Raw genomic sequence first — 26,606 nt, 5'->3', positions numbered from 1 at the left:
ACCCCGACTGGTTCAAGGCCTTCCTCGGCGTGATGCTCCTGGTCGCCGCCCTCGTCAATCTGTGGGTCCGCCGCACGGCGACCCGGAGGTGAACTGATCCCATGACAACCACCAACGGAAACTCGCTGGACGGAAACGCACTGGGCGGCGCACTCGCCAAGGACACTGCGCCGCAGGACGGCACGCCCGTCGTCGAACTGCGCGGCGCCGGCAAGTCCTACGGCAACATCCGCGCCCTGCACGGCGTCGACCTCTTTGTCCGCCCCAGCCAGGTCACCTGCGTCCTGGGCGACAACGGCGCCGGAAAATCCACCCTCATCAAAATCATCTCCGGCCTGCACCAGCACACCGAAGGCCAGTTCCTCGTCGACGGCCAGCCCGTGCGCTTCAGCACCCCGCGCGAGGCCCTGGACAAGGGCATCGCCACCGTCTACCAGGACCTCGCCACCGTGCCCCTGATGCCGGTCTGGCGCAACTTCTTCCTCGGTTCCGAGATGACCAAAGGCCCCTGGCCGCTGCGGCGCCTCGACATCGACCGCATGAAGAAGACCGCCGACGAAGAACTGCGCAACATGGGCATCGTCCTGGACGACCTCGACCAGCCCATCGGCACCCTCTCCGGCGGCCAGCGCCAGTGCGTCGCCATCGCCCGCGCCGTCTACTTCGGCGCCCGCGTCCTCATCCTCGACGAGCCCACCGCCGCCCTCGGCGTCAAACAATCCGGCGTCGTACTGAAATACATCGCCGCCGCCCGCGACCGCGGCCTCGGCGTCATCTTCATCACCCACAACCCCCACCACGCCTACATGGTCGGCGACCACTTCTCCGTCCTCCGCCTCGGAACCATGGAACTCTCCGCCGCCCGCAGCGACATCACCCTCGAAGAACTCACCAACCACATGGCCGGCGGAGCCGAACTCGCCGCCCTCAAACACGAACTCTCACAAGTCCGCGGCGTCGACGTCGACGAACTCCCCGAAGAGGAGGACCTCACGGCCCCCGTAGCGGCATCTCGCGAGGGGAGCTCCTGACCGCAAACGCATCAGCTGTCCGCACCTGAAGCAGGCCGCCCCCCTGATCCTCGCCTACATCGTCAAGAGCGAGATCTCGTTTGGCCGCGTCGCGCGATGCGCACCAAGGACGGCCTGATCCAACGCTCCACCGTCTCCCACCGACCAGAAGGCACTCCCCCATGAAGATCGCCCTCGACCCCTACATGATCCGCAATGTTCCGCTGCTCGAACTTCCATCCGTGGTAGCCGAGTTGGGCTACGAGTGGATCGAGCTCTCCCCCCGCGAGGACTTCATCCCCTTCTTCCGGCACCCGCGCGTGGACGACGCCACCGTACGGAAGTTCCGCAAGGCCTTGGACGCGGCGGGCGTCGGCATCTCCTCCCTGCTGCCGCTGTTCCGCTGGTCCGGGCCCGACGAGGACGCCCGGCAGGCCGCCATCCGCTACTGGAAGCGGTCCATCCAAATCGCCGCCGATCTAGGCGTGGACAGCATGATCTCGGAGTTCAACGGACGGCCGGAGGACCCCGACCGCAGCGAGGCGCAGTTCTGGAAGTCCCTGGACGAGCTCCTGCCGCTGTTCGAGCGGGAAGGCATCCACCTCGCCCTGGAGCCGCACCCGGACGACTTCATCGAGAACGGCTACGACGCAATCAACCTGATCCGCGGGATCAACCACCCCAACGTCAGCTTCCTCTACTGCGCCCCGCACACCTTCCACATCGGCAACGACGCTCCCGGCATCATCGAGTACGCGGGCGACCTGCTCACCCACGTCCACCTGGCCGACGCCCTCGACCACACGGCCTCGTCCGGCAACCGCTACATCCTCAACCCGCCCGGCACCCCCGCCCGCATCCACCAGCACCTCGACATCGGCCAGGGCGAGGTCGACTTCGACGAACTCTTCCGCGAACTGCGCGCGAACGGCTTCGACGGGACCCTCACCGCCTGCGTCTTCGCCTGGGAGGAACGCGCCAAGGAGTCGTCCCTCTTCATGCGCGAGAAGATCGCCGAGTACCTGGCCGCCTGGTCCTGAGGGCTGCGGTCATCCGTCACTTTGCTACATCTCGTAGTGACAACCTATTGACATGACATTTGACTGGGAGCAAGGTTCTTCGCGAGGCGCTTTTAAAGCGCTTTAAGCCCCCTCTCAACCCCCGTCCTCCGGAGCGAAGGGAAACCAGCGTGATGCCGTTCGAAGTGCTGACCATGGGCCGCGTGGGAGTGGATGTGTATCCGCTCCAGACGGGCGTCGGGCTTGCGGAGGTCACCTCGTTCGGCAAGTACCTGGGTGGCAGCCCGACGAATGTCGCCGTCGCCGCCGCCCGGTACGGGTACTCCTCGGCTGTGATCACCAAGACGGGCCGGGACCCGTTCGGGGACTTCGTGCGGTCGGCCCTGGAGGGCTACGGCGTCGACAGCCGTTTCGTCGGTACGTCGGGCATCGCGCCGACACCGGTGACGTTTTGCGAGATCTTCCCGCCGGACGACTTCCCGCTGTACTTCTACCGGCTGCCGAAGGCCCCCGACCTGGACATTCAGGCGGGTGAGCTGGACCTGGCGGCGGTACGCGCGGCGCGGATCTTCTGGGTCACCGGGACCGGGCTGAGCGAGGAGCCGAGTCGTTCGGCGACGCTCGCGGCGCTGGCGCACCGGGCGAAGGCGGGGCCGACGGTTTTCGACCTGGACTGGCGGCCGATGTTCTGGGCCGACCCGGACCAGGCGCGGGCGTACTACGCCGAGGCCCTGCGGCACACCACCGTCGCGGTCGGCAACCTCGACGAGTGCGAGGTGGCGACGGGTGAGCGGGAGCCGTACGCGGCGGCGAAGGCGCTGCTCGCGGCCGGGGTCGAGCTGGCGGTGGTGAAGCAGGGGCCGGAGGGTGTCCTGGCGATGGACCGGGACGGCTCGGCCGCCGAGATCCCGCCGGTCCCGGTGGAGGTGGTCAACGGGCTCGGCGCCGGTGACGCCTTCGGCGGCGCGCTCTGCCACGGCCTGCTGTCCGGCTGGGACACCCGCCGCACGGTGTCCTTCGCCAACGCCGCCGGCGCCCTCGTCGCGGGCCGGCTGTCCTGCTCCGACGCGATGCCGACCGAGACCGAGGTCGACACCAAGCTCCGCGAGGCATCCCTCGCCCCTGCCGAACGAAAGGCGTGACGACGTGCTGTCCGACAATGTGAGCGGGATCGTGGACGCCCGGGTCAACGACCCCGGCGCCATCGCGGCAGCCGCTGCACGCCGCATGAAAGCCACCTCGCTGATCGGCGAGCACGGCAAGGCGATGATCATCGCCGCCGACCATCCCGCGCGCGGCGCCAACGGCGTCGGCGGCGACCCCACCGCCATGGCCGACCGCGCCCGGCTGCTGGAGCGCCTGTGCACCGCCCTGGGACGGCCCGGTGTGACGGGCGTGCTGGCCACTGCCGACATCCTCGAAGACCTGCTGCTGCTCGGCGTCCTGGACGGCAAGAGCGTTTTCGGCTCCATGAACCGCGCCGGGCTCGCGGGTTCCGTGTTCGAGATCGACGACCGGTTCACCGGGTACGACGCCGAGACGATCGCCGCAATGGGCTTCGACGGCGGCAAGATGCTCACCCGCATCGCCCTTGGCGACCCCGCTACCCCGTCCGTCCTGCAGAACAGTGCCCGCGCCGTGGACGAGTTGAACGACCGTCAACTCATCGCCATGGTGGAGCCGTTCATGTCGGTGTGGCAGGACGGCAAGATCCGCAACGACCTCTCCACCGACGCCGTCATCAAGTCGATCACCATCGCCTCGGGACTGGGCCGCCGCACCGCGTACACCTGGCTGAAGCTGCCGGTCGTGGACGGCATGGAACGTGTCCTGGCCGCCTCCACGCTGCCCGCGCTGCTGCTGGGCGGCGAGGTCAAGGATGCCGACGCGGCCTTCGCCTCCTGGGGCAAGGCCCTCAAGCAGCCCACCGCACGTGGTCTGGTCGTCGGCCGCTCCCTGCTCTACCCCTCGGACGGCGACGTCGCCGGTGCCGTGGACCGGGCGGTGAGCCTGCTGTGACCGGGACGAGCAAGTACTACCTGCCGAAGGGCAGTTCGGCCGACGGTCCCTACGATCTTCTGGTCACGCCTGAGTCGGCGGGCTGGGGATATTCCGGCCTCAGGATCCTGACCCTGAAGCCGGGTGAGGCGCACGCCCTGTCCACCGGGGATTCCGAGTTCCTGGTCCTGCCGCTGACGGGCTCGTGCACCGTCACCACGGACGGCAAGGCCTTCGAACTCGCCGGTCGGACGGGTGTGTTCGCCTCGGTCACCGACTTCGCGTACCTGCCGCGTGAGTCGGAGGCCCTCATCAGTAGCACGTCCGGCGGGGCGTTTGCGCTGCCCTCCGCCCGTACCAAGCGCGGGGATCTCCCCGCCCGTTACGGGCGAGCGGAGGACGTGCCCGTCGAGCTGCGCGGTGCCGGGGCCTGTTCCCGGCAGGTCAACAACTACTGCCTTCCCGACACGTTCGAGGCCGAGCAGCTGCTGGTGTGCGAGGTGCTCACACCCGGCGGCAACTGGTCCTCGTACCCGCCGCACAAGCACGACGAGGCCCGCCCCGGTGTGGAGTCGGAGCTGGAGGAGATCTACTACTTCGAGGTCGCGGGTGAGAACGGCTTCGGCTACCAGCGGGTCTACGGCACCCAGGACCGCCCGATCGACGTGCTCGCCGAGGTCCGCTCCGGCGACAGCGTCCTCATCCCGCACGGCTGGCACGGACCGTCGATCGCCGCGCCCGGCTACGACCTCTACTACCTCAACGTCATGGCCGGCCCCGGCCAGAACCGCGCCTGGCTGATCTGCGACGACCCCGCCCACGGCTGGGTCCGCGGCACCTGGGACGCCCAGGACGTCGACGACCGGCTTCCCTTCGAAGGACTCAACGAGCGATGAACACCGTCCGACTCACCACCGCTCAGGCCCTGGTGCGCTTCCTGGCCAACCAGTACAGCGAGCGCGACGGCCAGGAACAGCGCCTCATCCCCGGGGTGTGGGGCATCTTCGGACACGGCAACGTCGCCGGCATCGGGCAGGCCCTGCTCCAGGCCGCCGTCACCCGCGAGGCCGACCTGCCCTACTACCTCGCCCGCAACGAGCAGGGCATGGTGCACGCCTCCGTGGCCTACGCCAAGATGCGCGACCGGCTCGCGACCTTCGCCTGCACCGCCTCGACCGGCCCCGGCTCCACGAACATGATCACCGGTGCGGCACTCGCCACCGCCAACCGCCTCCCGGTCCTCCTGCTGCCCAGCGACATGTTCGCCACCCGCGCCGCCGACCCCGTGCTCCAGCAGCTGGAGGACACCCGGGGCGGGGACGTCACCGTCAACGACGCCTTCCGCGCCGTATCGAAGTACTTCGACCGCGTCTCCCGTCCCGAGCAGCTGATCCCGGCCGCGCTGGCCGCGATGCGGGTGCTCACCGACCCGGTGGAGACAGGCGCCGTCACCCTCGCGCTGCCGCAGGACGTGCAGGCCGAGGCGTACGACTGGCCACTGTCATTCTTCCGGCGGCGAGTGTGGCACGTGGGCCGCCCGGTACCCGAGCCCGCTGCCGTCGAGCGGGCCGCGCACCTGCTGCGCGGTGCGAACAAGCCGCTGATCGTGGCCGGCGGCGGCACCGTCTACTCCGGCGCCGAGACCCAACTGCGCGCGTTCGCCCAGGCCACTGGCATCCCGGTCGCCGACACACACGCCGGCAAGGGAGCGGTGCCCTGGGACCACCCGTGTGCGGTTGGCGGCATCGGCTCGACCGGCTCCCACGCGGCCAACGAGCTGGCGAAGGAAGCCGATGTCGTGCTCGGTATCGGCACCCGGTACTCCGACTTCACCACCGCGAGCCACACCGTCTTCGGCAACCCCGACGTCACCTTCGTCAACCTCAACGTGGCCCGCCTCGACGCCGTCAAGCACTCCGCCGAACCGCTGGTCGCCGACGCACGGCTCGGCATCGAGGCACTCGCCGAGGCGCTCACAGGCTGGGAGGTGGAACAGTCGTATCGGCGGAAGACCCGTCAACTCATCGCCCGTACCAGGGAGATCGAGGACCAGTGCTTCACCGTGGGCCACGGCCCCCTGCCCGCGCAGACGGAGATCCTCGGCGCGCTGAACGAGGTGCTCGACGACCGCGCCGTAGTGATCAACGCCGCCGGTTCCATGCCCGGCGATCTCCAGCAGCTGTGGCGGGCCAGGGATCCGAAGGCCTACCACGTCGAGTACGCCTACTCCTGCATGGGCTACGAGGTCGCCGCCGGCGTCGGCGCCAAGATGGCCGACCCGTCACGCGAGGTCGTCGTCCTCGTCGGCGACGGCTCGTACCTGATGATGGCTCAAGAGATCGTGACCATGGTCTCCGAGGGCCTGAAGGTCATCATCGTCCTCGTCCAGAACCACGGCTTCGCCTCCATCGGATCACTGTCGGAGTCGCTCGGATCACAGCGGTTCGGCACCAAATACCGCTTCCGCGACAGCGACTCCGGCCTACTCGACGGCGAGGTACTGCCCGTCGACCTGGCCGCGAACGCCTCCTCCCTGGGCGCCGACGTCCTGCACGCCACCACGGTCGACGAGTTCCGCATCGCGATGGACAAGGCCAAGGCCGCGAGCCGCACCACCGTCGTGCATGTCGAGACCGATCTGTACGGCCCCAACCCGCCCGGACACGGCTGGTGGGACGTCCCGGTCAGCCAGACCTCCGCGCTGGAGTCCACCCGCACCGCCTACGAGACCTACGCCACCCACAAACTCGCCCAGCGGCACTACCTGTAAGTCCCGTCCCCGCAAAGGAAACCCGCACCGTGAAGACCATCCAGCACTGGATAGACGGCTCCCCCACCGCCGGGACGAGCCAGGAGACCGCGCCGGTGTTCAACCCGGCCACCGGCCAGGAGCAGGCCCGACTCGTCCTCGGCGGAGCTGCCGACGTGGACACTGCCGTGGCCGCCGCCGCGAAGGCATTCGAAACCTGGTCGGAGTCCTCGCTCACCCAGCGCACCCAGGTGATGTTCGCCTTCCGGCAGCTCCTCGTCGAGCACGAGGAGGAACTCGGCCGGATCATCTCCGCCGAGCACGGCAAGACCGTCGACGACGCCCGCGGCGAGATCGTGCGCGGCCGGGAGGTCGTGGAATTCGCCTGCGGACTCGGCGACGTCCTGAAGGGATCCTTCTCCGACCAGGTCTCCCGCGGCGTGGACGTCCACAACTTCCGCCAGCCCCTCGGCGTCGTCGCAGGCATCACCCCCTTCAACTTCCCGGCCATGGTCCCCCTGTGGATGCACCCCATCGCCATCGCCACCGGCAACACCTTCATCCTCAAGCCCAGCGAACGCGACCCCTCCGCCGCGAACTTCGTCGCCGAGCTCTACAAGAAGGCCGGCCTGCCCGACGGCGTCTTCAACATCGTCCACGGCGGCAAGCCGGCCGTCGACGCCATCCTCACCCACCCCGGCATCGAAGCCGTCTCCTTCGTCGGCTCCACACCCATCGCCAAGTACGTGCACGAACAGGCGACTTCGACCGGCAAGCGTGTTCAGGCCCTCGGCGGCGCCAAGAACCACGCCGTCGTCCTCCCCGACGCCGACCTCGACTTCGCCGCCAACCACATCACCGCCGGCGCCTACGGCTCCGCAGGCGAACGCTGCATGGCCGTCTCCGTCGCCGTCGCCGTCGGTGACGCCGCCGACGGACTGGCCGAGGTCCTGGCCCGCAAGGCCCGCGAGATCAACGTCGGCCCCGGTGACGCCCCCGGCACCGACATGGGCCCGCTCGTCACCAAGACCGCCCAGGAACGCGTCGAGAACGCCGTCACCACCGCCGCCACCCAAGGCGCCACCCTCGTCGTCGACGGCCGCGGCCTCAAGGTCGACGGCCACGAGGAGGGCTTCTTCACGGGTCCATCCCTGCTCGACCATGTCACAACCGAGATGGACGCCTACAAGGAGGAACTGTTCGGCCCGGTCCTCGCCATCGTCCGCGCCGACACCCTCGACGAGGCCATCGACCTCATCAACGCCAACCCCTACGGCAACGGCACCGCCCTCTTCACCGCCTCCGGCGAAGCCGCCCGCCGCTTCCAGCGCAACATCAAGGTCGGCATGATCGGCATCAACGTCCCCGTGCCCGTCCCGATGTCGTACTACTCCTTCGGCGGCTGGAAGGACTCCCTCATCGGCGACTCCCCCATCCACGGCCCCGAAGGCATCCGCTTCTACACCCGCCCCAAGGTCGTCACCACCCGCTGGCCCCAGCCCAAGCAACAGCTCACCGCCGGCTTCAACTTCCCCACCTCCAACTGAAGTCCCCCGTCCCCCCACATCGACCGGTAGGAGGTGGCCATGGACGTCAGGGACGACGCGCCCCAGGCCCTCACACCAAGCAGTACCGTCAAGGACAACGCCTCTCCGGAGGTCTACCGCCGACTGCGGCTCATCACCGTCATCGCCACCTTCGGCGGGCTCCTCTTCGGCTACGACACCGGCGTCATCTCCGGCGCGCTTCCCTTCATGTCCCTCTCGCCCGAGAAGGGCGGGCTCGGGCTCACCCCGCTGACCGAGGGGATCGTCGCGTCGTCGCTCGTGCTCGGCGCGGCGTTCGGGGCCCTGTACGGCGGGCGTCTCTCCGATCGTCATGGGCGCAGGCGGACGATCCTCGGTCTCGCCGTGCTGTTCTTCGTCGGTGCGCTGGGCACCGCGCTGGCCCCGGATCTCGTGGTGATGGTGCTGTTCCGGGTGCTGCTCGGGCTGGCCGTGGGCGGTGCGTCCGCGACGGTTCCGGTGTTCATCGCCGAGTTGGCTCCCGCCGAGCACCGCGGTCGCCTGGTGACGCAGAACGAGCTGATGATCGTGACCGGGCAGTTGCTGGCGTACACCTCGAACGCGATCATCGCCGACACCGTGGGCGAGGGTGGCGTGTGGCGCTGGATGCTCGCGCTGGCCACGATCCCGGCCGTGCTGCTGTGGATCGGGATGCTGTTCGTGCCCGAGTCGCCCCGGTGGCTGGCCTCCCGCGGGCGGTTCGACGACGCCGCCCGCACGCTGGGCCGCATTCGTGACGCGCGGGTCGCGGACGCGGAGTTCGCCGAGATCAAGCGCCGTGTCACCGCAGACGCCAACGAGCCGCGGGCGGGCTGGCGGGAACTGGGCACGCCGTGGGTGCGGCGCATCGTGACGGTCGGGTTCGGGCTGGCCGTCCTGTCGCAGCTGACCGGCGTCAACTCGATCATGTACTTCGCGCCGACGATCCTGCTGGACACCGGGCTGGGCACCCAGGCCGCCCTGACGGCCACCATCGCCAACGGCGTCGTGGCGGTGATCGCAGTGTCGACCGGCATGTGGCTGCTGGGCCGGTTCGGCCGGCGCCCGATGCTGCTGACCGGACAGGTCGGCGTCACCGTCTCGCTGGTGCTGATCGCCCTCTGCTTCCTGCTCCTGCCGGAGTCGACCGCGCGCAGCTATCTCGTGCTCGCGTCCATGCTGACCTTCCTGCTGTTCATGCAGGGCTGCATCGCGACCGTGTTCTGGCTGATGCTCTCGGAGATCTTCCCGCTGCGCCTGCGCGGCCTCGCGATGGGCACGGCGGTGTTCGGCACCTGGATGGCCAACTTCGTGGTCACGCTGGTGTTCCCGCCGCTGATCGACGCGGTCGGCGGGGTCACGTTCCTGATCTTCGCCGCGGTCAACGTCGCGACGTTCGTCTTCTACCTCCGCACCATTCCCGAGACCCGAGGCCGCTCGATGGAGGCCATCGAGGCCCACTTCCGACGGCAGTTCGCCGCCTGATCACGTTCCTTCCCTTCCGAATACTTCGATTCCCTTCCAAATACTTCGAAAGGCACCGCCATGGCCACGTCTGCCAAACCTCTCTCCGTCGCGGTGATCGGAGCCGGCATGGCCGGCCGCAGCCACGCCGCCGGATACCGCAACGTCAACACGGTCTTCGGTGCCGGCCTGCCGCCGGTCCGGCTGGCCGCGATCGCCGACGCCAACGTCGAACTCGGTGAGGATGCCGCCCGCCGCTACGGGTTTGAGAAGGCGCTCCCGAGCTGGGAGGCCGTTGTCGAGGACCCGACGATCGACGCCGTCAGCATCGTCGTCGGCAATGCTCTGCACCGTCCGATCGCGGAGGCGCTGGTCGCCGCGGGCAAGCACGTGCTGTGTGAGAAGCCGCTGGCCGGATCGATGGAAGACGCCCGTGCGATGGCCGAGTTGGAGCGCACCGCCGAGGTCGTGACCGCCGTCGGGTACACCTTCCGCCGCTCCCCCGCCATCGCCGCGATCCGCGACCACGTCCAGCGCGGCGAGCTGGGCGACCTCACGATGTTCAGCGGCCGGTACTGGTGCGACTACGCCACCGACCCGAACGGGCCGCTGAGCTGGCGGTTCAAGGGCGGCCCCGGCTCCGGCGCGCTCGGGGACGTCGGCTCGCACATCATCGACGCCGCCGAGTACGTCGCCGGTCCCATCGCCTCGGTCTCCGGTGCCACGCTGTCGACGCAGATCCCCAAGCGGCCCCTGCCGCTGGGCGCGGTCGTCGGGCACAACGCGGCCCCCGTCTCGGACGAGTTCGGCGAGGTCGAGAACGAGGACACCGCCTCCTTCACCGCCCGCTTCGAGTCCGGGCTTGTGGGCACCTTCTCGGTGACGCGCACCGGCTTCGGCCTGCCCAACGGGCTCTCCTTCGACGTCCTGGGACTCGGCGGCCGGGCCGCGTTCGACCAGCACCGGCCCGCCGAGTACCTCTTCGACGACGCCCAGCCCGAGGCCCGTACCCGCGGCGCCCGCCAGATCATCGCCGGCCCGCAGCTGCCGTACTTCGCGGGCGGGGTCCCGATGGAGGCGCCGGGGGTGGGCGCCAGCAACGCCGACAACTTCACCTACCAGGCCAGGGCCTTCCTCGACCAGGTCGCGGGCGTCGCCGATCCGCGGCCGGCCTGCGCCACCTTCGCCGACGCGCTGCGGACCATGGAGATCATCCAGGCCGTCGTCGACTCCTCCCGCAACGGCGGCGCGGTCACCGCGGTTCCGCCCCTCGCCTGACCACCCCGCACAGAAGGAAAAGACACATGGCCCTCAAGCTCGGCGCCTACACCGCCTGCCTGCACGACCGCCCCCTCACCGAAGCCCTCGACATCCTCAAGGAGAACGGTCTGACCTCGGTGGAGGTCAACACCGGTGGCTTCATCCCCTCCCCGCACTGCTCGGTCGACCTGCTGCTGTCCTCGGCCACCGCGCGCGAGGAGTACCTGGCGACCTTCGCCGACCGCGGGATGGAACTGACCGGCCTCAACTGCAACGGCAACCCGCTCAACCCCCTCCCCGGGGTCGGCCCGAAGCACGCCGACGACCTGCGTCGCACGATCCGCCTCGCGGGCCTGCTCGGCGTGAAGCACGTCGTGACCATGTCCGGCACCCCGGGTTCCGACCCAGACGCCAAGTACCCCTCATGGGTCGTCAACCCCTGGGACGGCGTCTACATGGACGTCCTGGACTACCAGTGGGGCGTGGCCGTCGAGTTCTGGAAGGAGATCGACGCGCTGGCCCGGGAGAACGACGTCCGGGTCGCCATCGAGATGCACCCGCACAACGTGGTGTTCTCCCCCGTCACGCTCAAGCGGCTCGTCGACGAGACGGGTGCGACGAACGTCGGCGCCGAGATGGACCCGTCCCACCTGATGTGGCAGGGCATGGACGTGGTCGCCTCCATCAAGTGGCTGGGCCCGCTGGTCTTCCACGCCGCCGCCAAGGACGCGACGCTCTGCCCCGGCGCCGACATCCGTGGCGTACTGGACGCCTCCTTCACGCGCGTGCCCGCCGACGCCCCCGGCAAGGTACCCACCGGCTACGGCTTCTGGTGCAACGCCTGGCCCGAGAACCCGGCATGGAAGTTCGTCGCCGTCGGCCTCGGAAACGACGTCCCGTTCTGGACCGAATTCCTGCGCGCCCTGACCGAGATCAACCCGGACATGGCCGTGAACATCGAGCACGAGGACGCCGCCTACTCCCAGACCGAAGGACTCGCCCTGGCCGCCAAGAACCTGCACAGCGCCGCGGCAGCCCTCTGACCCACACCCGTACGTGGCCCCGTGCCCGCCGGCGGGCACGGGGCCACGGCTGTACCGCCGGCGACGATGGCTCTGGGCTCCCCCGACGGCGCTCTGACCACGGATCATGGTGACCGGCGATGCCGGTCCCGGCCCCTGCGGCTTCTACGAAGAACGGTGATCGGCCTCGAATTCGACGACACCGACGAACAGAACGACACGCTCACCTTGGCCCGGACCCAGCCCTTGCGGCAACGCTCATCACATGGGAAGCGAAAGAAGGCGCGCACGTCCGCGCGGCCATATCGCACCTTCGGCGAGCGGTATCCACATGGGGAGCGGCGGCATGCTGACCAATCCGTCAGGTTGCTCGACCTGCATGTCGCCGTCCAGGGCCCGCCACCCCAGATGCTGGTACAGCGGAACCCGATCCGGCCAACAGAACAGGAGCCCGAATTCCGCCCCACTGCCGCGGGCATGCTCCACAGCAGCTGTCACGACCAGCCGTGCCAGCCCGTGTCCTCGCAGATCAGGCGCCACGATCACACCACCGAGGCCCGCCACCTGCAGACGGTCACCATCAACCGAGACCGTCACCTGCACCAGGCCGGCGTGCGCCACGAGGCGGCCCTGCTGTCTGACACCGAAGTGCACCTCCTTGTCCAGCCACTTCAAGCCGGTCGAGGCGACCCCGGAGGGGTCGGCGGCACCTCCAGTGATCTCGTCGAGCTCCGCCTGTGTGTACCGAGCGAGCCGTATGACTGAGGGCGACATGGAGATCAGCTTTGCACCGCGGCACTATGCCTCGCATGTGTTAACCGATACTTCGGCCCAACCCGTCCGTCGCCTCGTGCAGCCAGATCGGACGGGACACCATCCCTGGCGGCATCGACGAACCACTCAAAGAGCCGCGCCACACCGCCGCAGCCGACCCTGGCCCCGTCCGCGTAGCCCCACCTTCTGCAGTCACTCAGCGTGGTTGCGGCAGCTCGCCGGTCGGACAGCTGACCAGTGGGACCTCGCTCTGGCTTCCTCCCGAGCCGCTCATCGGCGTCAGCCCACCAAACACACGAAAATCGAGCAACGAACAGGCCCGGCTGGACCCGCACTTGCTCGACGGTGATTCGCCGCGACGTCACCACCGCACGAATCAGCAGCGTCTCTGAATGGCTTGGCGATCCCATGGGTTACACAGGACCAGAGCGCGTAAACCGCCCCATGCCGCCAATCGTCTTCGTGCCCTGGTGCCGATGGGCAAAGCCGTCGGCCCGCGTGACACGTCCCTCCGGACGCTGGCCGGGCAGGCCGGTAAGACCTGGCCGGGGAGGGTGCCCGACGTCGCCTGGGCGTCGGGCGTGCGCGTCACACCCTGCCACAGCATCACTACGGTTGGCTAATCCAACTGGTGAGCCTTGAGGCCGGCCTGACCCCGCGGATCGCGCAGCCAGGCCGGCCGACTTCTCAACGGATGCCCCCTCAGCCTTGGCGTGCCTTGAAGCGGGGGCTCTTCTTGTTGAGGACGAAGGTCACGCCACGTCGACGAACCACCTGGGATCCGGGCTTGGACTTCAGCGAACGCAGGGACTTGCGCACCTTCATGACGGTGTTCTCCTCTTACTCGGATGCCGGCGTGTTGCTCGGAGTCTGCGTGCCATCAGCGGTGGGCGGGGGCCCTGAGGCCGTAGCGGCGCTCGAAGCGCTCCACACGGCCGGCGGTGTCCACGATGCGCGTGGCACCGGTGTAGAAGGGATGGCTGGCCGACGAGATCTCGACGTCGATCAGCGGGTAGGTGTTGCCGTCCTCCCACTCGATCGTCCGGGTCGAGGATGCGGTCGAGTGGGTCAGAAACGCGGCGTTCGCGGCACGGTCGCGGAAGACGACCGGGCGGGAGGCGGGGTGGATGCCATGCCTCATGGGTTTTTCCTCCTCGTGGCCGTCCGCCCGCAAGGGGCGGATCGGTTCAGCGTTCCTCTCGGAAGAGGACGTGCTCCCCTGCCACCGGGTCGTACTTGCGCAGTACGAGCCGGTCGGGGTCATTGAGACGGTTCTTGCGCGTCACGTAGGTGACGCCGGTTCCGGCCGTCGACTTCAGCCTGACGACGGGGCGCGCGGTGCTGCGTGCCATGAGGTCCTCCCTTCGCCACAGCTCTCGGTTTGACCGGAGCATGCCAGCTATGCCTGTAACAGCGGGATCCTTCGTCGCATTCCCGATGTGCCGCCCGCACCGCATGCCTACGTCTGCGAACCAGGCTGGCGGCTGCGCGTGCGGTGCGATCGTGAAGGGCGTCGCCTACGCGGCGGCAGGCTCCATGAGGCTTCAGCCGAACGATCGTCCTCATGGGCAATGGATGAGGCCCGGGGACATGTCCCCTTCACGACCACGCTGCTTCCAACCAGCCGGTCCCCGCAGGCATTCCCCGATCTTGAGTTTGTGGCGATGCTCTTTGGCGGCCGACCGGGCGGTGGCACGGGCGCGGTGTTGGGAGCGGCGGCGGATGGCGCGCCTGGCCCTTCTGCGTAGTGCCGGGGGCAGGTCAGGGCATGTGGGGCGGCGGAGGGAGGCGGAGGTGGCGTATGTCGTCGGGAACCGGGCTGGTGGGCCGGAACAGCGGCGCTGCTCCACCGTCTGCGGCCGTCGCGGGCGCGTCCGTGAGCCTCATGCGTTCCCGGAGCCGCCCGTAGAAGTTGGCGGGAGCAAGCCTGACCAGGCGCAGGGGTAGCGGTGCTGCGGCTACTTCGATCCAGTCGCCGGGCTCCAGGATGCCGCGCGGCTGCCCGTCGACACTGACCGCAGCGCGCCCGGAGTGGGGCAGCAGCCGAAGGGAGATCGGCTCGTCCCCGTCGGCGACCACGGTGCGGTTGAACGTCATGTGCGGGGCGACGGGGGTGAAGATCACGGCGCGCATCCGGGGCGAGAGCACCGGACCCCCGACTGCGAAGCTGTAGGCGGTCGAGCCTGTCGGTGTGGCGACGATGACGCCGTCAGCCGAGTACGAGGCCAGCAACCGCCCGGAGATGTAGACGCCCACGCTGACCTGGTGGTCCCGTGCCAGCTTCTCCACCACGACGTCGTTCAGCGCGGTGACGTCCAGCGCGATTCCCCACGTGTCGTCCTCGGCGAGGCTTGGCCGTGGCTGCGGCGGCGGGAGGGCAGGGCCTCGGCCGTAGCAGAGGATCTGTTCCGTGTCGGTGGGTATCTCGAGCAGTTTGGACGCCCGCATGGTGAGTGTCATGCGTTCTTCGCACTCGGATCTTCCGGCGTGTACGGCGTCCAGCGCCTGCTCCACGTCGGTGATCGGGATCTCGGTCAGAAAACCGACTTTGCCCAGGTCGACGCCCAGCACCTGGATGTTGTTGTGCGCAGCGATGCGTGCTCCGCGCAGGAAGGTGCCGTCTCCGCCGAGTGTCACGATGAGGTCGGGGCTGCCCGCGGCCTGCATTTCCTCGTGGGCGCTGCGGCGGCTTCCCTGGCCTTGCCACACGTCGATTTCGGCGCAGCCGATGCCGTGCCGTGTGCACCACTCGCGCACGGTGTGTGCTCCGGAGACCGCCTCCGGCCGGCCTCCGTGCACGACGAGTCCCAACCGGCTGATCGGCATGTCACCTCCCCGGCTGCCGTCGCGTCTGACGGCGGTATGTCTCTGAAGGCTGTAAGTCATCGTCACAGCTTTGGAGAGTGCTTGCCACAGGGATCGGTTCGTGCGGCAGAGACGTCGCGTCCGCAGGGGCGGCAGGGCTCGGCGACGGCGAGTTGTTGCCGCGCTGCTTGGGGCCGTTGCTTCGAACCACATTGACAAACGATTACTACTTTTCCTCCGTCGCACACATTGACAGTCCGCCACCACAAGCCAGATTCTCACAGAGACCGGTTTCTATCCGGGCCCTGCTCCGCACCGAAAAGACCCTGCCGAGGGTGCCCCAGGCATGCCCGAACGCGGGGAAACCGACGACTGGAGACAGCACGTGAGCAACCGCTTGCCACGGCTCAGAGCCGCAGCAGCCGCGACGGCGATGGCGCTCGTCCTTGTACCCGCCTCCGCGGCCGCTGCTGTCGCGGACACCGGCGGCGCCGGTGTCCAGGCGGCCGCAGCCCCCGCGCTGCCCACCATCACGGTCACCACCAGCGGCGCCGGGTTCACCCACCCCGGCATCGGCGTCACCGCGCAGAACCTGGAGTTCGCCAGGAAGCAGGTCCGGGCGGGCGTGCAGCCGTGGGAGGGCTACTTCGACGCGCTGGGCGTGTCGAAGTACGCCTCACGGACGCTGCAGTCCAGGAACAAGGGCAATGTCCTCGACCAGCCCGCGCAGCCTTACTTCACCTCGACGTCCACCGAGTCCAAGCTGATCGAGGATTCCTGGGGCGCGTTCGCGCAGGCCGTCGAGTACTTCATGACGGGCGACAACACCTACCGCGCCAACGCCATGAAGATCATCCGGATCTGGAGCAACATGGATCCGAACCGGTACGCGTACTACGCCGACTCGCAGATCCACACCGGCGTCCCCCTCTACCGGCTACTGGCCGCCGCCGAGATCCTGCGCTACACCAGCTACGACTCCTCGTACAGCGGTTACGACCTCGCCTGGCGCGACAGCGACACAGACAAGCTGACGACCAATCTGATCGACCCGATGGCCAAGGTGTTCCTGTACAAGAACACCAACTACCTGAACCAGCACAGCTATCCGCTCATCGGCGCACTCGCCGGCTACATCTTCACCGACAACCGCCCCCGCTACGACGAGGGCGTCGAGTGGTACACCGTCAACGCCACCACCACCCGGCCGGAGCAGAACGGCGCGCTCGCCGCCATCCTGCCGCTGATCGACAAGAACGACCCGCTCAACCCCTACGGCTACTCCTTCGTCCAGCACCAGGAGATGGGCCGCGACCAGGCCCACGGCGGCGACGACGTCGACAACCTCGCCGGGCTCGCGCGGATCCTGAGCGTGCAAGGTACCAAGATCGACCCGGAGCACGGCACCGTGTCCACGGCCTCCGACGCAGTCGACCCGTACCGCTTCCTCAGCGACCGCCTGCTGGCCGGGGCGGACGCCTACGCCCGTTTCATGCTCGGCTACGACACCCCGTGGATCGACACGACCGGCGGCACCGGCACCATCTCCTCCGCCTACCGCGGCCGCCTGTACCAGGTCGCCGAGATCGACGAGCTGTACGACGTCTACAAGTACGTCGAGGGCGTGGACGTCGAGAAGGAGGCCCCCTACCTGGCCAAGGCCCACGAGCAGAACTACGGGCCGCTCTACTACGCCGGTTCGACGACGCTCAACAACTTCTGGAGCGGCATCGACACCGGGCCCGAGTACTGGCTCTCCTTCCCCGCGGAGCTCGCCGGGCAGAGCCCCGTCCCGCCCGGGGACACCAATGTGCAGGTGGAGCAGAAGGGCGTTGCCTTCGACCCCGGCACGGAAATGCGCACCGAGGACGGACGCTCCTTCGCCGAGATGCACGCCTCCGACCGGGGCACCACCCTGGTGGTCCACGACCTGGTCTATGGGAACCGGAACAACTACTGCCCGGTCGGTGTGCTGATCCGCACCACCACCTCGGGCATGCGACTGGCCGTGGCCAGGGACCAGCACACCGCCCCGTTCCGCACCCTCACCCTGCCGAACACACATGGCGAATGGCGTTACGTCACCTACGACGTCGCCTACACGGCAGTGCACGCCAACCAGGTCGGCGACAACATCGCCTACTTCACGGTGACCGGTCCCGAGGGCGGCACGGTGGACGTCGACCACGTGAACACGCTTGCCCCGTCGCAGCTCACTCCGCCCAAGTTCCCGCAGGGGAAGAGCACCGACGTCATCGCGGTCACGAAGGAGACGCTGACGACGTCGTTCGCCGCGACCGACGCGGGCTCCAAGGACACCGTGAGCTATCGCGCCGAGGGCCTGCCGGAGGGGGCCCGACTCGACCCCGCGACAGGTGAGTTCAACTGGACTCCCGAGCAGCGGCAGTCCGGCACGTACCACTTCAGCGTCATCGCGGACGACGGCACCGTCGACACCGTCCTCGACGTCACCCTGCGCGCCGAGCCCAACCGGCAGCAGGCCTACCGGGAAGCGCTCACCGGCTACGACCCGAAGGAGACGTACACCACCGCCTCGCTCGCGGACTTCACCAAGGTCAGAGACCAGGTGCAGGAGTCCATCCCCACCGCGGACGAGGCCGAGTTCTCCACGTCGCTGGTCACCCTGCAGGCGGCGGTGCGCTCGCTGCAACTGCTGAACCCGGTGCTCGGTGACGGCTCGCTCGACTACCCGTCGCTGGTGACCTCCAGCCTCTCAGCGCTCAATGTGTCCAACCTGGTGGACGACGACTGGAACACGACAACTGGTGACCTGAAGGCTCCGTTCACCGTCGACTTCGGCGCCGGGTACCGGGTGAGCGCCTCGGACTTCGGCCTGCAGGCCCGGTACAACTTCGCCAACCGGTCCGAGGGCGCCAACGTCTACGGCTCGAACGACGGGCAGAACTGGACGCTGCTGACCAGCCGGGAGACGACGAACACCACGGACCAGAACTTCGCGATGGAGACCATCCCGGCCCTGCCCGATGTGCAGGACCTGCAGTTCCGCTACTTCAAGGTCCAGATCGACGACCCGGGCATACCGACAGACCCGGCCTACCCGGGCCTGTCCTCCTTCAGCGAGTTCCGGATCCACGGCGTCCGCCACGAGGTCCAGTCCTGACGACACGGAACGAAGCCGGGGCGGAGCCGCACGGGCCCCGCCCCGGCTTCGTCCGCGACTCGGCTGCGCAGGCGCCCCAGTGACCGGCTGCGGCTAGCTGTCACTTGACGGCAACGGTGATGTGGAGGCTTCACCAGGGCAATTCAGACGGGCCAGGAACGCAGCAGTTCCACGATGCGGGCGGTGGTGCTGCGGGGGTCGTACAGCTCCTCGGCCAGGGCGCGTAGATGCTGTTTGTCGGGGTGGACGTCGATGCCGCTGGCGGCGAGATACATGACGGTGGCGGCGCAGGCGACGGTGAGGTTGGAGCGCTCCAGCCAGCGGCAGCGGCCCAGGGTGTGGGCGAGGGCGGCGGCGCGCGCGTAGGTGCCGCCGTAGACCGGGGCGTCGAGGAGTTCGGCGCGGTGCCTGGCCACTGCCGCGACCGGAACACCGAGATCGTCCGGCTGTGGGTCGCCCTGACCGGCGCGCTCGGCGACTTCGAGGATCCAGGACAGGTCGACGTGCAGGTCCATCAGGCGGCCGCGCTCCCACCGGGGCGCGCGGTGCGATGGTTCAGTTCCTGCTCTACGTCATCGAGGAACGAACCGAAGTCGTCGATGATGCGCTGTGCGGCGGCCATGCCACGGCCGCGGGTGCCGGTGGTGTCCTCGGTGATGAGCAACTCCACGTACGCGTTGAGGTTCAGCCCCCGCTTCTTGGCTGCGTCCTTCGCGGCCTCCAGCGTTTCGGGGGCCAGTCGCAGGTTCGTTTGGGTCTTCGCCATACCACGAAGGTAGCAGGGTGCTACCAGCCTGCGCAGGTGCGGGCCGAGATGATCTTCGGCCTGGCGATCTCGTCATTGGGCGAGAGGTTGGGCCTCGGATACCAGGTCCGCCGACAGCGGGTGCCGTCAGCGGGCCAGCCTGCCCAACAGCGAGGACGCCGCGATGATGCCCAGCGTGCCGGCCACAAGCAGGACGCCGTAGTCGAGGGCCAGATGTGAGGGCGTGCCGAGGAGCAGGCCGCGCAGGGCGTCGACCTGGTAGCTGAGCGGATTGAACTTGCTGATCGCCTGGAGCCAGCCGGGCATGACCGACACCGGGTAGAGCGCGTTGGAACCGAAGAAGAGCGGCATCGTGATGGCCTGTCCGATGCCCATCAGACGGTCCCGGGTCAGGACGATGCCGGCGATCGTCATCGACAGACAGGAGAAGAAGGCCGAGCCCAGGACGACCGCCACGGCCACGCCCAGCAGGCGCAACGGGTTCCAGGTCAGGGCGACGCCGAGCAGCGCGGCGATGAGGATCACGACGATCGCCTGGACCAGCGCCTTCACGCCCGCGGCGAACGCCTTACCGGTGATGAGGGCCGACCGCGGGGTGGGCGTGACCAGGAGCTTGGTCAGGATGCCCGCGTCACGCTCCCAGATGATCATGATGCCGTAGAAGATGGCGATGAACATCGCGGACTGGGCGATGATGCCGGGCGCCAGGTAGTCGATATAGGGGACGCCGCCGGTGGGTATCGCCTTTATCCGCGTGAACGTCTGGCCGAAGATCAGCAGCCACAGGGCCGGCTGAACGGCTCGCGTGTAGATCTCGGTCCGGTCGTGGCGCAGCTTCTGCAGTTCGACCGTGCACATCGCGCCCACGCGTGCGAGCAGCACGCGCCATCCCGTACGGGCCCGGGGCGGAACGACCAGCAGATCTAGGCCCTCGGCGTGCTTGTGGTCAACCGACGCGGGTGGCTGTGTTGCGGGTGCTTCGGACATCGCGGAAGTCTCCTGACTGATCATCGAGGCCGCTGCCGGCGACGTCCCGGAAGACGTCCTCGAGCGTCGGCAGCGGTGCGTCGGTGTCCCCCTCGCTCTCGCTTCCGCCTTCACCTGCGGCGCGCAGCCGCTTCTGGAGGCCGGACCTGAGCTCGGCGGGCGTGCCGATGGCACGGATGCGTCCGCGGTGCATCAACGCGACCCGGTCGCAGTACTGGTCGGCCTCGTCCATGTAGTGCGTGGTGACCAGCACGGTCATGCCCGTGGCGGCCCGTACGGTGTTGATGTGCTCCCACACTCCAGTCCGGGCGATCGGGTCGAGGCCGATGGTCGGCTCGTCGAGGATCAGCAGGCGGGGTGCGCTGACCAGGGCCTGGGCCAGTTCGAGGCGTCGGACCATGCCTCCGGAGTACGTCTTGGCGAGCCGGTCGGCCGCATCGGTGAGGCCGACCGCCTCGAGGGCCTGGGCGACACGGTCGGCGCGCTCGCGGCGGGAGACGTCGAAGACGCGGGCGAACAGAGCCACGTTCTCCCGGCCGGTAAGTCCCGAGTCGGCGGAGAGTTGCTGGGGGACGTATCCGAGGAGGCGGCGTACCTGCATGCGCTCCCTGGCCGCGTCGTGGCCGAAGACGCGGACTCTGTCCGCGGGAACCGGCAGCAGCGTGGTGATGCAGCGCATCGCGGTGGTCTTGCCGGCACCGTTCGGCCCGAGCAGGCCGAAGACCTCACCCGCGGCAACGGACAGGTCCAGGCCGTCGACGGCGGTCGTCTCGCCGAAGGAGTACCTCAGGCCGGTGCAGATGACGGCGTCGGGTTTCTTGCCGGTAAGGGTTTCGGTCATGTTCCCTCGACCTCCTCGTGCAGGTTTTGGGCAAGTCGGCGCAGGGCGGGCAGCGCCGCCCGGAGAGCTACCTGGTCGGCCTCGCTGAGGCGGGCCACCTGGGCACGGACCAGTGCAGTGCGGCGTTCCTGCCAGTCGCGCAGCCGGGCCTCGGCCGCGGGCGTGGGCATCAGCCGGGCGGAGCGCCGGTCGGCCGGATCCGTCTCGCGGAGCAGATAACCGGCGCGGCCGAGCTGGTTGACGAGTGTCGAGACGGAATTGCCCGCCAGATACAGCTCCTTGGCGGCGTCCGACACTCCGATGCCGGGACGGGCAGCGACGAGCCGCAGCAGCTCGACCTGCGCACCACGCAGCGGCGGCTCGCTCATGCCGCTGCGCAGCCGGCGCCGGATCAGCCGCTGCAACCCGGCCAGTACGTCAGCGAGCGCGTTGGGGAACACCTCTGTGGCCACCTCGGTAGAATAGCTCTGAGTGAGAGGTACTGGCCAGCAGATCAGACCGAACGGTCAGCTCCGCTTCTACAGACCTTGAATTCGTGATGTCGGCCTGACCCGGGGCGGGTGTGGTTGCCGGTGTCGGACGGTGGCGGGGGTCGACCAGTGGGGCATCCGCTCACCAGACTGAGCCGGTGACGACACGACCACCCTCTCCTGATGATCTCCGCGCTGTCCTCTTCGACTCAGGCGGCGTGCTGATGCGGCCGATCGGCGGCCGGTGGAACCCACGAGCAGACTTCGAGCAGACCGTCCTCACCTACGACCCCGCGATCACACCGGAACAGTTCGCGGCGGCCATCGACGCGGGCGAGCGTTTCTTCACCGCCTCGTCGTCGACGCCCGACTACGACGACTACCACCGGGTGCTGCTTCGCGACCTCGGTGTGGACCCGATCCCGCAACTCCTGGCCGACCTGCGCCGCGAAGTCCCCCCGGCCACGGTTCTGGAGACGTACCCGGAGGTCGTGGGAACCCTGGAAGAGCTGAGCCGGCGAGGCGTGCGGCCTGGCCCGGTCTGCCCGCCCTCCACGCGGGACTGGGCATCGGGCAGTTCTTCGAGGCGTACGCGATCTCCGCCGAGCTCGGCTGCCGTAAGCCGGACCCGCGCATGTACCACCACGCCAGCACCGCCCTGAATCTCGCGCCTGCGCAATGTCTGTTCGTCGACGACGATCCGAGCCTGGTCGCCGCCGCGATCAGACTCGGATATGCGGGGCGTGCGGTCTGTCGGGGATCGGCTACCTCGGATGTGCCTTCCATCGCGTCCCTGACGGAATTGCTGGACCTTTTCTGACGCGGTGGCAGCACGAGCTTGTGTCGGTGGGAATGGGCAGTGCACTCGAAGGCGATACTCGATCCGCATGCATATGTCCGCTTTGCACGAAGTGCCGTATGAGGATCACGCCGGAGGAGAGCGCTACCGATGGATCTGGAGCTCAAGGACAAGGTCGCCGTCGTCACGGGCGCCAGCAAGGGCATCGGCCTGGCCGTCACCGAGGCGCTCGGCCGTGAGGGAGCGCGCGTGGTCGTCGGCAGCCGTACGGAATCCCCTGAGCTCACCGCACTGCGTGAGAGGTACGACATCGTCTTCGTCAGCGTCGACCTGGCCGAACCCCACGGCGCGGGCCGCCTGGTCCAGGCAGCGGCGGACCGACACGGCAGGATCGACGTACTCGTCAACAACCTCGGCGTGACCAAGCCGCGCACCAGCTTCGTGGACATCGACGATGCCGAGTGGCAGCGGGTCTTCGACCTGACCTTCTTCAGCGCGGTCCGCGCCAGTCGCGCGGCGTTGCCCCACCTCATCGCCGACGGCGGCGGAGCGATCGTCAACATCAGCTCCATCAACGCACGCCTGCCCTTTCCCATGGTGGTCGACTACTCGGCGGCCAAAGCCGCGTTGAGCAACCTCACCAAGGCGTTGTCGGAGGAGTTCGCGCCGCGTGGCGTGCGCGTCAACGCCGTTGCCCCAGGACCGGTCCGCACCCCGTTCTGGACCGCTCCCGGCGGCTTCGCCGATTCCGTCGCCGCCGATGCCGGCACCACCGCCCAGGAAGCGTTGGACGAGATCGTGCCCCAGCAGATGGGCATCTCCACCGGACGGATCAGCGAACCTCAAGAAGTCGCCGACCTCGCCGTCTTCCTGGCCTCTGGCCGCGCCGGAAACATCACCGGCGCCGAATTCGTCATCGACGGCGGCCAGATCAAGACCACCTGACCTGCCGAGGACACGGGCACCAGACACAAGGCGACGTGCCTGAGCGCCTCCCCCGGCGCCATTCGCTGCGGCGCCCCAGCCGACGGGAAGACAGGCCGCGTCTCCCTCGTGGTTGTCTGTGATTACGGTCAGGCGGGGAGTCAACTACCTCGGGCTTGAGGCCGGACACGGCGGTGGCGCCCGCACCGAGAACACCGGTGCGTGCGCCGCCGTGACGCTCGGCATCGCCTGCCACGGCGGGCGGCCCGTCCACCGGAGGGGTGGTGGACGGGCCACCGGTCAGTCGTCGATGGCCTCGCCGAACCGGGCGTCCAGGTACGGAGCACCGAGGGAGCCACCGCCGAAGGTCCACGAGCCGGGCAGCTTGATGCCGCTCGAGCCCGCCGAGAACACCCACACCACGCCGTCGTTGGTGTTCTCCCCCGGCGCCGAGGCGAGCAGGCCGTAGTAGCCGTCGTCGTTGGGGTCGGTGAAGGACACCTGGCCGCCGAACTTGTCGCTCTTCTCGGCCGTGCCCGGGACATAGGAGGTGTTCTGGTTCACGGCCAGGGCGCCGGAGGCGGTGAGGCCCTTGGCCGAGCCGCGCAGGACCCAGACCGCCCCGGCGTCCGCGACGCTGCCGATGTCCTCGCCGGAGGCGCCGATCGCCACGTCCGCGTATCCGTCGCGATTGGTGTCGCCCACGGACAGGTCGGTGCCGAAGCCGTCACCGCGCTCGACGACGCCGGGCACGCCCGCGGTGTCCTGGGTCCACCACACGGGCGGAGTCCCGGGTCCCTCCTGGCCGGCGGGCCCGTCGGGACTGCCGTAGTAGACGCCGATCACGCCGCCGGTCGTCGAGGCGCCGCCGTCGTCGGGGCTGTGCGGCTCCCCGGTGACCAGGTCGTCGAAGCCGTCGCCGTTGACGTCGCCGGAGGCGACCACCGGGCCGCCGCGCACCGCGATCAGCGGCAGGGGGTCGTTGTCGGAGCTGAGGATGACGTACGACCAGCCGTAGCCCGGCTCGGCGCCCTCGCTGAGGCCGGAGACCACCAGGTCGGCCAGGCCGTTGTCGTCGTAGTCGCCGGTGGTCAGGGACTTGGGCGTGATGCCCGGCGCCTCGTCCTGGGCGCTGAGCGGGGTGCGGGTCTTGTTCTTGAACGGCTTGAACGGTGCCGCGCCCGCGTCACCGCCGCCGGTCGCGCCCGCGTCTCCGCTCGCGGTGGGCTGGGGCGCCGCTTCGTACTGATAGATGGACAGGCCGACCTTATCGAGTACGGCGAGCAGATCGCCCGGCACGTACGAGGTGAAGTGCCCGGCGGCCAGAGCGCTGCCGAACCTGTTGCCCGCCGCCGCGTCATCGGACTGCAGCCAGTCGCTGTTGGCGCCCGACAGACCGTTGGGCGAGCCCCACAGGACGGTGATGCCGCCCGCGTCCGTGCCGATGCCCGTGAGGTCCTCACCCGGGATGCCGATGACCGCGTCGTCGTAGCCGTCCCCGTCGAGGTCGCCGGTGGCCACGGCCTTGCCGAAGGCGTCCCCGGTCTCGGCGGCGCCCGGCACTCCCGTCGTGTTCTGGCTGAAGACTCTGGCGTTGCCCGTGGTGACACCCTTGGGTCCGCCGTACTGGACGGTGACGGCACCGGCGCCCGAGCGACCGCCGACCGAGGCGCCGGGCGCCCCGACCAGCACGTCCTCGTACCCGTCGCCGTTGAAGTCGCGGTTGCGGTCGCTCGCACGGGTACCGCCGGGGGTCCCGGCGTAGGAAGCGGGCGCGGTGGCCATGGCCGCACCCGAGATCAGAAGGAATGATGCCGCGGCAACGGCAGCCGAGCGTTTCTTGTGCATGAGCGGCTCCTTCGCTCAAGAACGTCCGGGCGGGCGCGGGGGTATCCGAAAAGAGCCCGTTTCTTATCCGGCGCCGTGTTTGACGCTCTGTGAGGCGTCAGGGTTGTACGGGTCTCCGGGCGGTCCGACGACTCCGGGCGGGGTAAGGCGGGGTCGGGTGGGGCGCTGAGGGGAGGGAGCGCGGCCTGGGACGTCCCCGCGCCTTCATGCTGCGGGCGCCGCACCCCGCGTCCGCGGGCCAGCTCCCGGGCCTGCCGCGACGTCCGGTGACCGCTGGGCCCACGGAGGGCCAAGAGGACGAGAAGCTGAAGCCATGCACGCAGGAGAGGGCGAAGTGCCACTGTCCGGGGGGCGGATCACTCCGGGTGTCGTCCGTGTCGGCGACACCGTCCGGCGACCCGTCACAGCCAGGTCCGGCTTCGTCGCCCAATTGCTGAACCACCTTCAACACCGCGGGTTCAAAGGTGCTCCACGCTATCTGGGCCTCGACGACGCGGGCCGAGACACGTTCACCTATATACCCGGTCACGTACCGGCCAGGTTCCAGCTCTGGAGTGACGATCAGGTAGCGGCTGCAGGGGCCCTTCTGCGGTCCCTGCACGATGCCACTCACGGCAGCCGCCTCGCCGGAGCCCATCCGGTCGTCTGCCACCACGATCCCGGCCCGAACAATGCCGTTTTCCGCCAGGGCCTGCCGGTGGCCTTCATCGACTTCGACGAAGCCGCCCCCGGGGACCCCCTCGAAGACGTCGGATATATGGCCTGGACCTGGTGCGTCTCCTCCAAGTCACAAGCCTCACCCGTGCAGGAACAGGCAGTCCAGGTACGGATCCTCGCCGACGCCTATGGCCTGGACGCTGCAGCACGCAGCAGCCTCATCGACGCCATCCTTGATCGCCAAATCCGCAATGCCGTCTGGTGGCGCCGGCACCTCAACGCTCCACAGCCACGCGTGGCCGACAAAGACCAGATCCTTGCCCGAATCGCCTGGTCCAGGCGTGAACACGACCACACAGCCGCCAACCGGGCCGTCTTCGCACGCGCTCTACGCTGACTCCGCTCCGATCGGCTATGCGGGTCTCCCATACGGGGTGTGTCCAGCCAGTGGTGTAACTCGGTTGTCGGGTTCTAGCGGCGGGCGGCCGAGAGCCGTCCGTCGAAGGTGATGTCGAACGCCTGCAGCG

Annotated in this window: 27 protein-coding genes; 16 read left to right on the top strand and 11 right to left on the bottom strand. The window is 68.8% G+C overall.

Annotation, left to right across the window (positions count from 1 at the left end; genetic code table 11):
• The 11 genes from ABT009_RS45120 to ABT009_RS45070 form a co-directional block, all read left to right on the top strand.
• The coding region (locus ABT009_RS45120; protein WP_351308503.1) for a sugar ABC transporter permease at window positions 1-92 on the top strand (92 nt) is incomplete at its 5' end.
• 9 nt (window positions 93-101) lie between these two features.
• The gene (locus ABT009_RS45115) at window positions 102-1,031 is read left to right on the top strand and encodes an ATP-binding cassette domain-containing protein (protein ID WP_351308497.1); all 930 of its coding nucleotides are present in this window, start codon (window positions 102-104) and stop codon (window positions 1,029-1,031) included.
• Window positions 1,032-1,192: 161 nt separating this feature from the next.
• Entirely contained in the window at window positions 1,193-2,050 is an 858-nt protein-coding gene (locus tag ABT009_RS45110) for a sugar phosphate isomerase/epimerase family protein (protein ID WP_351308494.1), read from the top strand.
• A 152-nt stretch (window positions 2,051-2,202) separates the two neighbouring features.
• Window positions 2,203-3,171 carry a 5-dehydro-2-deoxygluconokinase gene (iolC, locus tag ABT009_RS45105; protein ID WP_351308491.1) on the top strand — a complete coding sequence of 323 codons (969 nt, stop codon included), beginning with the start codon at window positions 2,203-2,205 and terminating at the stop codon, window positions 3,169-3,171.
• A gap of 4 nt (window positions 3,172-3,175) precedes the next feature.
• On the top strand, window positions 3,176-4,048 hold the full coding sequence (locus ABT009_RS45100) for a Cgl0159 family (beta/alpha)8-fold protein (protein ID WP_351308488.1): 873 nt from the start codon (window positions 3,176-3,178) through the stop codon (window positions 4,046-4,048).
• Window positions 4,045-4,923, top strand: coding sequence for a 5-deoxy-glucuronate isomerase (gene iolB, locus ABT009_RS45095; protein WP_351308486.1), 879 nt, complete (start codon window positions 4,045-4,047; stop codon window positions 4,921-4,923). Before ABT009_RS45100 ends, iolB begins: the two co-directional genes overlap by 4 nt.
• Window positions 4,920-6,797, top strand: coding sequence for a 3D-(3,5/4)-trihydroxycyclohexane-1,2-dione acylhydrolase (decyclizing) (gene iolD, locus ABT009_RS45090; protein ID WP_351308483.1), 1,878 nt, complete (start codon window positions 4,920-4,922; stop codon window positions 6,795-6,797). Before iolB ends, iolD begins: the two co-directional genes overlap by 4 nt.
• A gap of 29 nt (window positions 6,798-6,826) precedes the next feature.
• Window positions 6,827-8,323, top strand: coding sequence for a CoA-acylating methylmalonate-semialdehyde dehydrogenase (locus tag ABT009_RS45085; protein WP_351308480.1), 1,497 nt, complete (start codon window positions 6,827-6,829; stop codon window positions 8,321-8,323).
• A gap of 39 nt (window positions 8,324-8,362) precedes the next feature.
• Window positions 8,363-9,805: a sugar porter family MFS transporter gene (locus ABT009_RS45080; RefSeq protein ID WP_351308477.1), complete on the top strand. Its 1,443-nt coding sequence runs from the start codon at window positions 8,363-8,365 to the stop codon at window positions 9,803-9,805.
• 60 nt (window positions 9,806-9,865) lie between these two features.
• A complete protein-coding gene (locus tag ABT009_RS45075) occupies window positions 9,866-11,062 on the top strand; it encodes a Gfo/Idh/MocA family protein (protein WP_351308474.1) in 1,197 nt (398 codons plus the stop codon).
• A gap of 26 nt (window positions 11,063-11,088) precedes the next feature.
• On the top strand, window positions 11,089-12,087 hold the full coding sequence (locus ABT009_RS45070) for a sugar phosphate isomerase/epimerase family protein (protein WP_351308471.1): 999 nt from the start codon (window positions 11,089-11,091) through the stop codon (window positions 12,085-12,087).
• Between the two features lie 240 nt (window positions 12,088-12,327).
• Here the strand turns inward: ABT009_RS45070 and ABT009_RS45065 are convergent, their stop codons facing one another.
• The 5 genes from ABT009_RS45065 to ABT009_RS45045 all read right to left on the bottom strand — a co-directional run bounded on the left by ABT009_RS45065 (window position 12,328) and on the right by ABT009_RS45045 (window position 15,666).
• Window positions 12,328-12,741 (bottom strand): GNAT family N-acetyltransferase, encoded by a 414-nt coding sequence (locus tag ABT009_RS45065; RefSeq protein WP_351308469.1) that lies wholly within the window; start codon window positions 12,739-12,741, stop codon window positions 12,328-12,330.
• Between the two features lie 801 nt (window positions 12,742-13,542).
• A complete protein-coding gene (locus ABT009_RS45060; RefSeq protein WP_351308466.1) occupies window positions 13,543-13,665 on the bottom strand; it encodes a ribosomal protein bL36 in 123 nt (40 codons plus the stop codon).
• A gap of 55 nt (window positions 13,666-13,720) precedes the next feature.
• The gene (locus ABT009_RS45055; RefSeq protein WP_351308463.1) at window positions 13,721-13,981 is read right to left on the bottom strand and encodes a type B 50S ribosomal protein L31; all 261 of its coding nucleotides are present in this window, start codon (window positions 13,979-13,981) and stop codon (window positions 13,721-13,723) included.
• 46 nt (window positions 13,982-14,027) lie between these two features.
• On the bottom strand, window positions 14,028-14,192 hold the full coding sequence (gene rpmG, locus ABT009_RS45050; protein WP_351308460.1) for a 50S ribosomal protein L33: 165 nt from the start codon (window positions 14,190-14,192) through the stop codon (window positions 14,028-14,030).
• Between the two features lie 409 nt (window positions 14,193-14,601).
• Entirely contained in the window at window positions 14,602-15,666 is a 1,065-nt protein-coding gene (locus ABT009_RS45045; protein ID WP_351308457.1) for an NAD(+)/NADH kinase, read from the bottom strand.
• Between the two features lie 364 nt (window positions 15,667-16,030).
• On the opposite strand from ABT009_RS45045, the gene ABT009_RS45040 reads away from it, so the two are divergent.
• On the top strand, window positions 16,031-18,787 hold the full coding sequence (locus ABT009_RS45040; RefSeq protein WP_351308454.1) for a putative Ig domain-containing protein: 2,757 nt from the start codon (window positions 16,031-16,033) through the stop codon (window positions 18,785-18,787).
• 143 nt (window positions 18,788-18,930) lie between these two features.
• Here the strand turns inward: ABT009_RS45040 and ABT009_RS45035 are convergent, their stop codons facing one another.
• The 5 genes from ABT009_RS45035 to ABT009_RS45015 form a co-directional block, all read right to left on the bottom strand.
• Window positions 18,931-19,302: a fic family toxin-antitoxin system, toxin component gene (locus ABT009_RS45035; protein ID WP_351308452.1), complete on the bottom strand. Its 372-nt coding sequence runs from the start codon at window positions 19,300-19,302 to the stop codon at window positions 18,931-18,933.
• Window positions 19,302-19,553: a hypothetical protein gene (locus ABT009_RS45030; RefSeq protein ID WP_351308449.1), complete on the bottom strand. Its 252-nt coding sequence runs from the start codon at window positions 19,551-19,553 to the stop codon at window positions 19,302-19,304. The genes ABT009_RS45035 and ABT009_RS45030 overlap by 1 nt, the downstream gene beginning before the upstream one ends.
• 126 nt (window positions 19,554-19,679) lie before the next feature.
• Entirely contained in the window at window positions 19,680-20,540 is an 861-nt protein-coding gene (locus tag ABT009_RS45025) for an ABC transporter permease (RefSeq protein WP_351308446.1), read from the bottom strand.
• Window positions 20,500-21,381 carry an ABC transporter ATP-binding protein gene (locus ABT009_RS45020; RefSeq protein WP_351308443.1) on the bottom strand — a complete coding sequence of 294 codons (882 nt, stop codon included), beginning with the start codon at window positions 21,379-21,381 and terminating at the stop codon, window positions 20,500-20,502. Before ABT009_RS45020 ends, ABT009_RS45025 begins: the two co-directional genes overlap by 41 nt.
• Entirely contained in the window at window positions 21,378-21,833 is a 456-nt protein-coding gene (locus tag ABT009_RS45015; protein ID WP_351308440.1) for a MarR family winged helix-turn-helix transcriptional regulator, read from the bottom strand. Before ABT009_RS45015 ends, ABT009_RS45020 begins: the two co-directional genes overlap by 4 nt.
• Before the next feature lie 176 nt (window positions 21,834-22,009).
• Between ABT009_RS45015 and ABT009_RS45010 the strand changes: the two genes are divergently transcribed.
• The 3 genes from ABT009_RS45010 (at window position 22,010) to ABT009_RS45000 (ending at window position 23,595) form a co-directional block, all read left to right on the top strand.
• The gene (locus ABT009_RS45010; RefSeq protein ID WP_351308506.1) at window positions 22,010-22,513 is read left to right on the top strand and encodes an HAD family hydrolase; all 504 of its coding nucleotides are present in this window, start codon (window positions 22,010-22,012) and stop codon (window positions 22,511-22,513) included.
• Window positions 22,414-22,671: an HAD family hydrolase gene (locus ABT009_RS45005; RefSeq protein WP_351308500.1), complete on the top strand. Its 258-nt coding sequence runs from the start codon at window positions 22,414-22,416 to the stop codon at window positions 22,669-22,671. The genes ABT009_RS45010 and ABT009_RS45005 overlap by 100 nt, the downstream gene beginning before the upstream one ends.
• A gap of 129 nt (window positions 22,672-22,800) precedes the next feature.
• On the top strand, window positions 22,801-23,595 hold the full coding sequence (locus tag ABT009_RS45000) for an oxidoreductase (protein ID WP_351308437.1): 795 nt from the start codon (window positions 22,801-22,803) through the stop codon (window positions 23,593-23,595).
• A 279-nt stretch (window positions 23,596-23,874) separates the two neighbouring features.
• Here ABT009_RS45000 and ABT009_RS44995 read toward each other — a convergent pair whose 3' ends face one another.
• A complete protein-coding gene (locus tag ABT009_RS44995; RefSeq protein ID WP_351308434.1) occupies window positions 23,875-25,422 on the bottom strand; it encodes an esterase in 1,548 nt (515 codons plus the stop codon).
• A gap of 313 nt (window positions 25,423-25,735) precedes the next feature.
• Between ABT009_RS44995 and ABT009_RS44990 the strand changes: the two genes are divergently transcribed.
• A complete protein-coding gene (locus ABT009_RS44990) occupies window positions 25,736-26,476 on the top strand; it encodes a phosphotransferase family protein (RefSeq protein WP_351308431.1) in 741 nt (246 codons plus the stop codon).
• The last annotated feature ends 130 nt before the right edge of the window (window positions 26,477-26,606 follow it).

It is taken from the genome of Streptomyces sp. NPDC002896 (assembly GCF_040295225.1).
Lineage (GTDB): Bacteria > Actinomycetota > Actinomycetes > Streptomycetales > Streptomycetaceae > Streptomyces.
The sequence above is the reverse complement of the archived record's forward strand: the minus strand, read 5'-3'. Positions and strand labels throughout refer to the sequence as shown.

Excerpts from the sequence above, each read along its gene's own strand:
- ABT009_RS45115 (WP_351308497.1), top strand. The coding sequence starts at position 102 with ATGACAACCACCAACGGAAACTCGCTGGACGGAAACGCACTGGGCGGC.
- ABT009_RS45110 (WP_351308494.1), top strand. The coding sequence starts at position 1,193 with ATGAAGATCGCCCTCGACCCCTACATGATCCGCAATGTTCCGCTGCTC.
- iolC (WP_351308491.1), top strand. The coding sequence starts at position 2,203 with ATGCCGTTCGAAGTGCTGACCATGGGCCGCGTGGGAGTGGATGTGTAT.
- iolD (WP_351308483.1), top strand. The coding sequence starts at position 4,920 with ATGAACACCGTCCGACTCACCACCGCTCAGGCCCTGGTGCGCTTCCTG.
- ABT009_RS45080 (WP_351308477.1), top strand. The coding sequence starts at position 8,363 with ATGGACGTCAGGGACGACGCGCCCCAGGCCCTCACACCAAGCAGTACC.
- ABT009_RS45075 (WP_351308474.1), top strand. The coding sequence starts at position 9,866 with ATGGCCACGTCTGCCAAACCTCTCTCCGTCGCGGTGATCGGAGCCGGC.
- ABT009_RS45070 (WP_351308471.1), top strand. The coding sequence starts at position 11,089 with ATGGCCCTCAAGCTCGGCGCCTACACCGCCTGCCTGCACGACCGCCCC.
- ABT009_RS45060 (WP_351308466.1), bottom strand. The coding sequence starts at position 13,665 with ATGAAGGTGCGCAAGTCCCTGCGTTCGCTGAAGTCCAAGCCCGGATCC.
- ABT009_RS45055 (WP_351308463.1), bottom strand. The coding sequence starts at position 13,981 with ATGAGGCATGGCATCCACCCCGCCTCCCGCCCGGTCGTCTTCCGCGAC.
- rpmG (WP_351308460.1), bottom strand. The coding sequence starts at position 14,192 with ATGGCACGCAGCACCGCGCGCCCCGTCGTCAGGCTGAAGTCGACGGCC.
- ABT009_RS45045 (WP_351308457.1), bottom strand. The coding sequence starts at position 15,666 with ATGCCGATCAGCCGGTTGGGACTCGTCGTGCACGGAGGCCGGCCGGAG.
- ABT009_RS45035 (WP_351308452.1), bottom strand. The coding sequence starts at position 19,302 with ATGGACCTGCACGTCGACCTGTCCTGGATCCTCGAAGTCGCCGAGCGC.
- ABT009_RS45030 (WP_351308449.1), bottom strand. The coding sequence starts at position 19,553 with ATGGCGAAGACCCAAACGAACCTGCGACTGGCCCCCGAAACGCTGGAG.
- ABT009_RS45025 (WP_351308446.1), bottom strand. The coding sequence starts at position 20,540 with ATGTCCGAAGCACCCGCAACACAGCCACCCGCGTCGGTTGACCACAAG.
- ABT009_RS45020 (WP_351308443.1), bottom strand. The coding sequence starts at position 21,381 with ATGACCGAAACCCTTACCGGCAAGAAACCCGACGCCGTCATCTGCACC.
- ABT009_RS45000 (WP_351308437.1), top strand. The coding sequence starts at position 22,801 with ATGGATCTGGAGCTCAAGGACAAGGTCGCCGTCGTCACGGGCGCCAGC.
- ABT009_RS44995 (WP_351308434.1), bottom strand. The coding sequence starts at position 25,422 with ATGCACAAGAAACGCTCGGCTGCCGTTGCCGCGGCATCATTCCTTCTG.
- ABT009_RS44990 (WP_351308431.1), top strand. The coding sequence starts at position 25,736 with ATGCACGCAGGAGAGGGCGAAGTGCCACTGTCCGGGGGGCGGATCACT.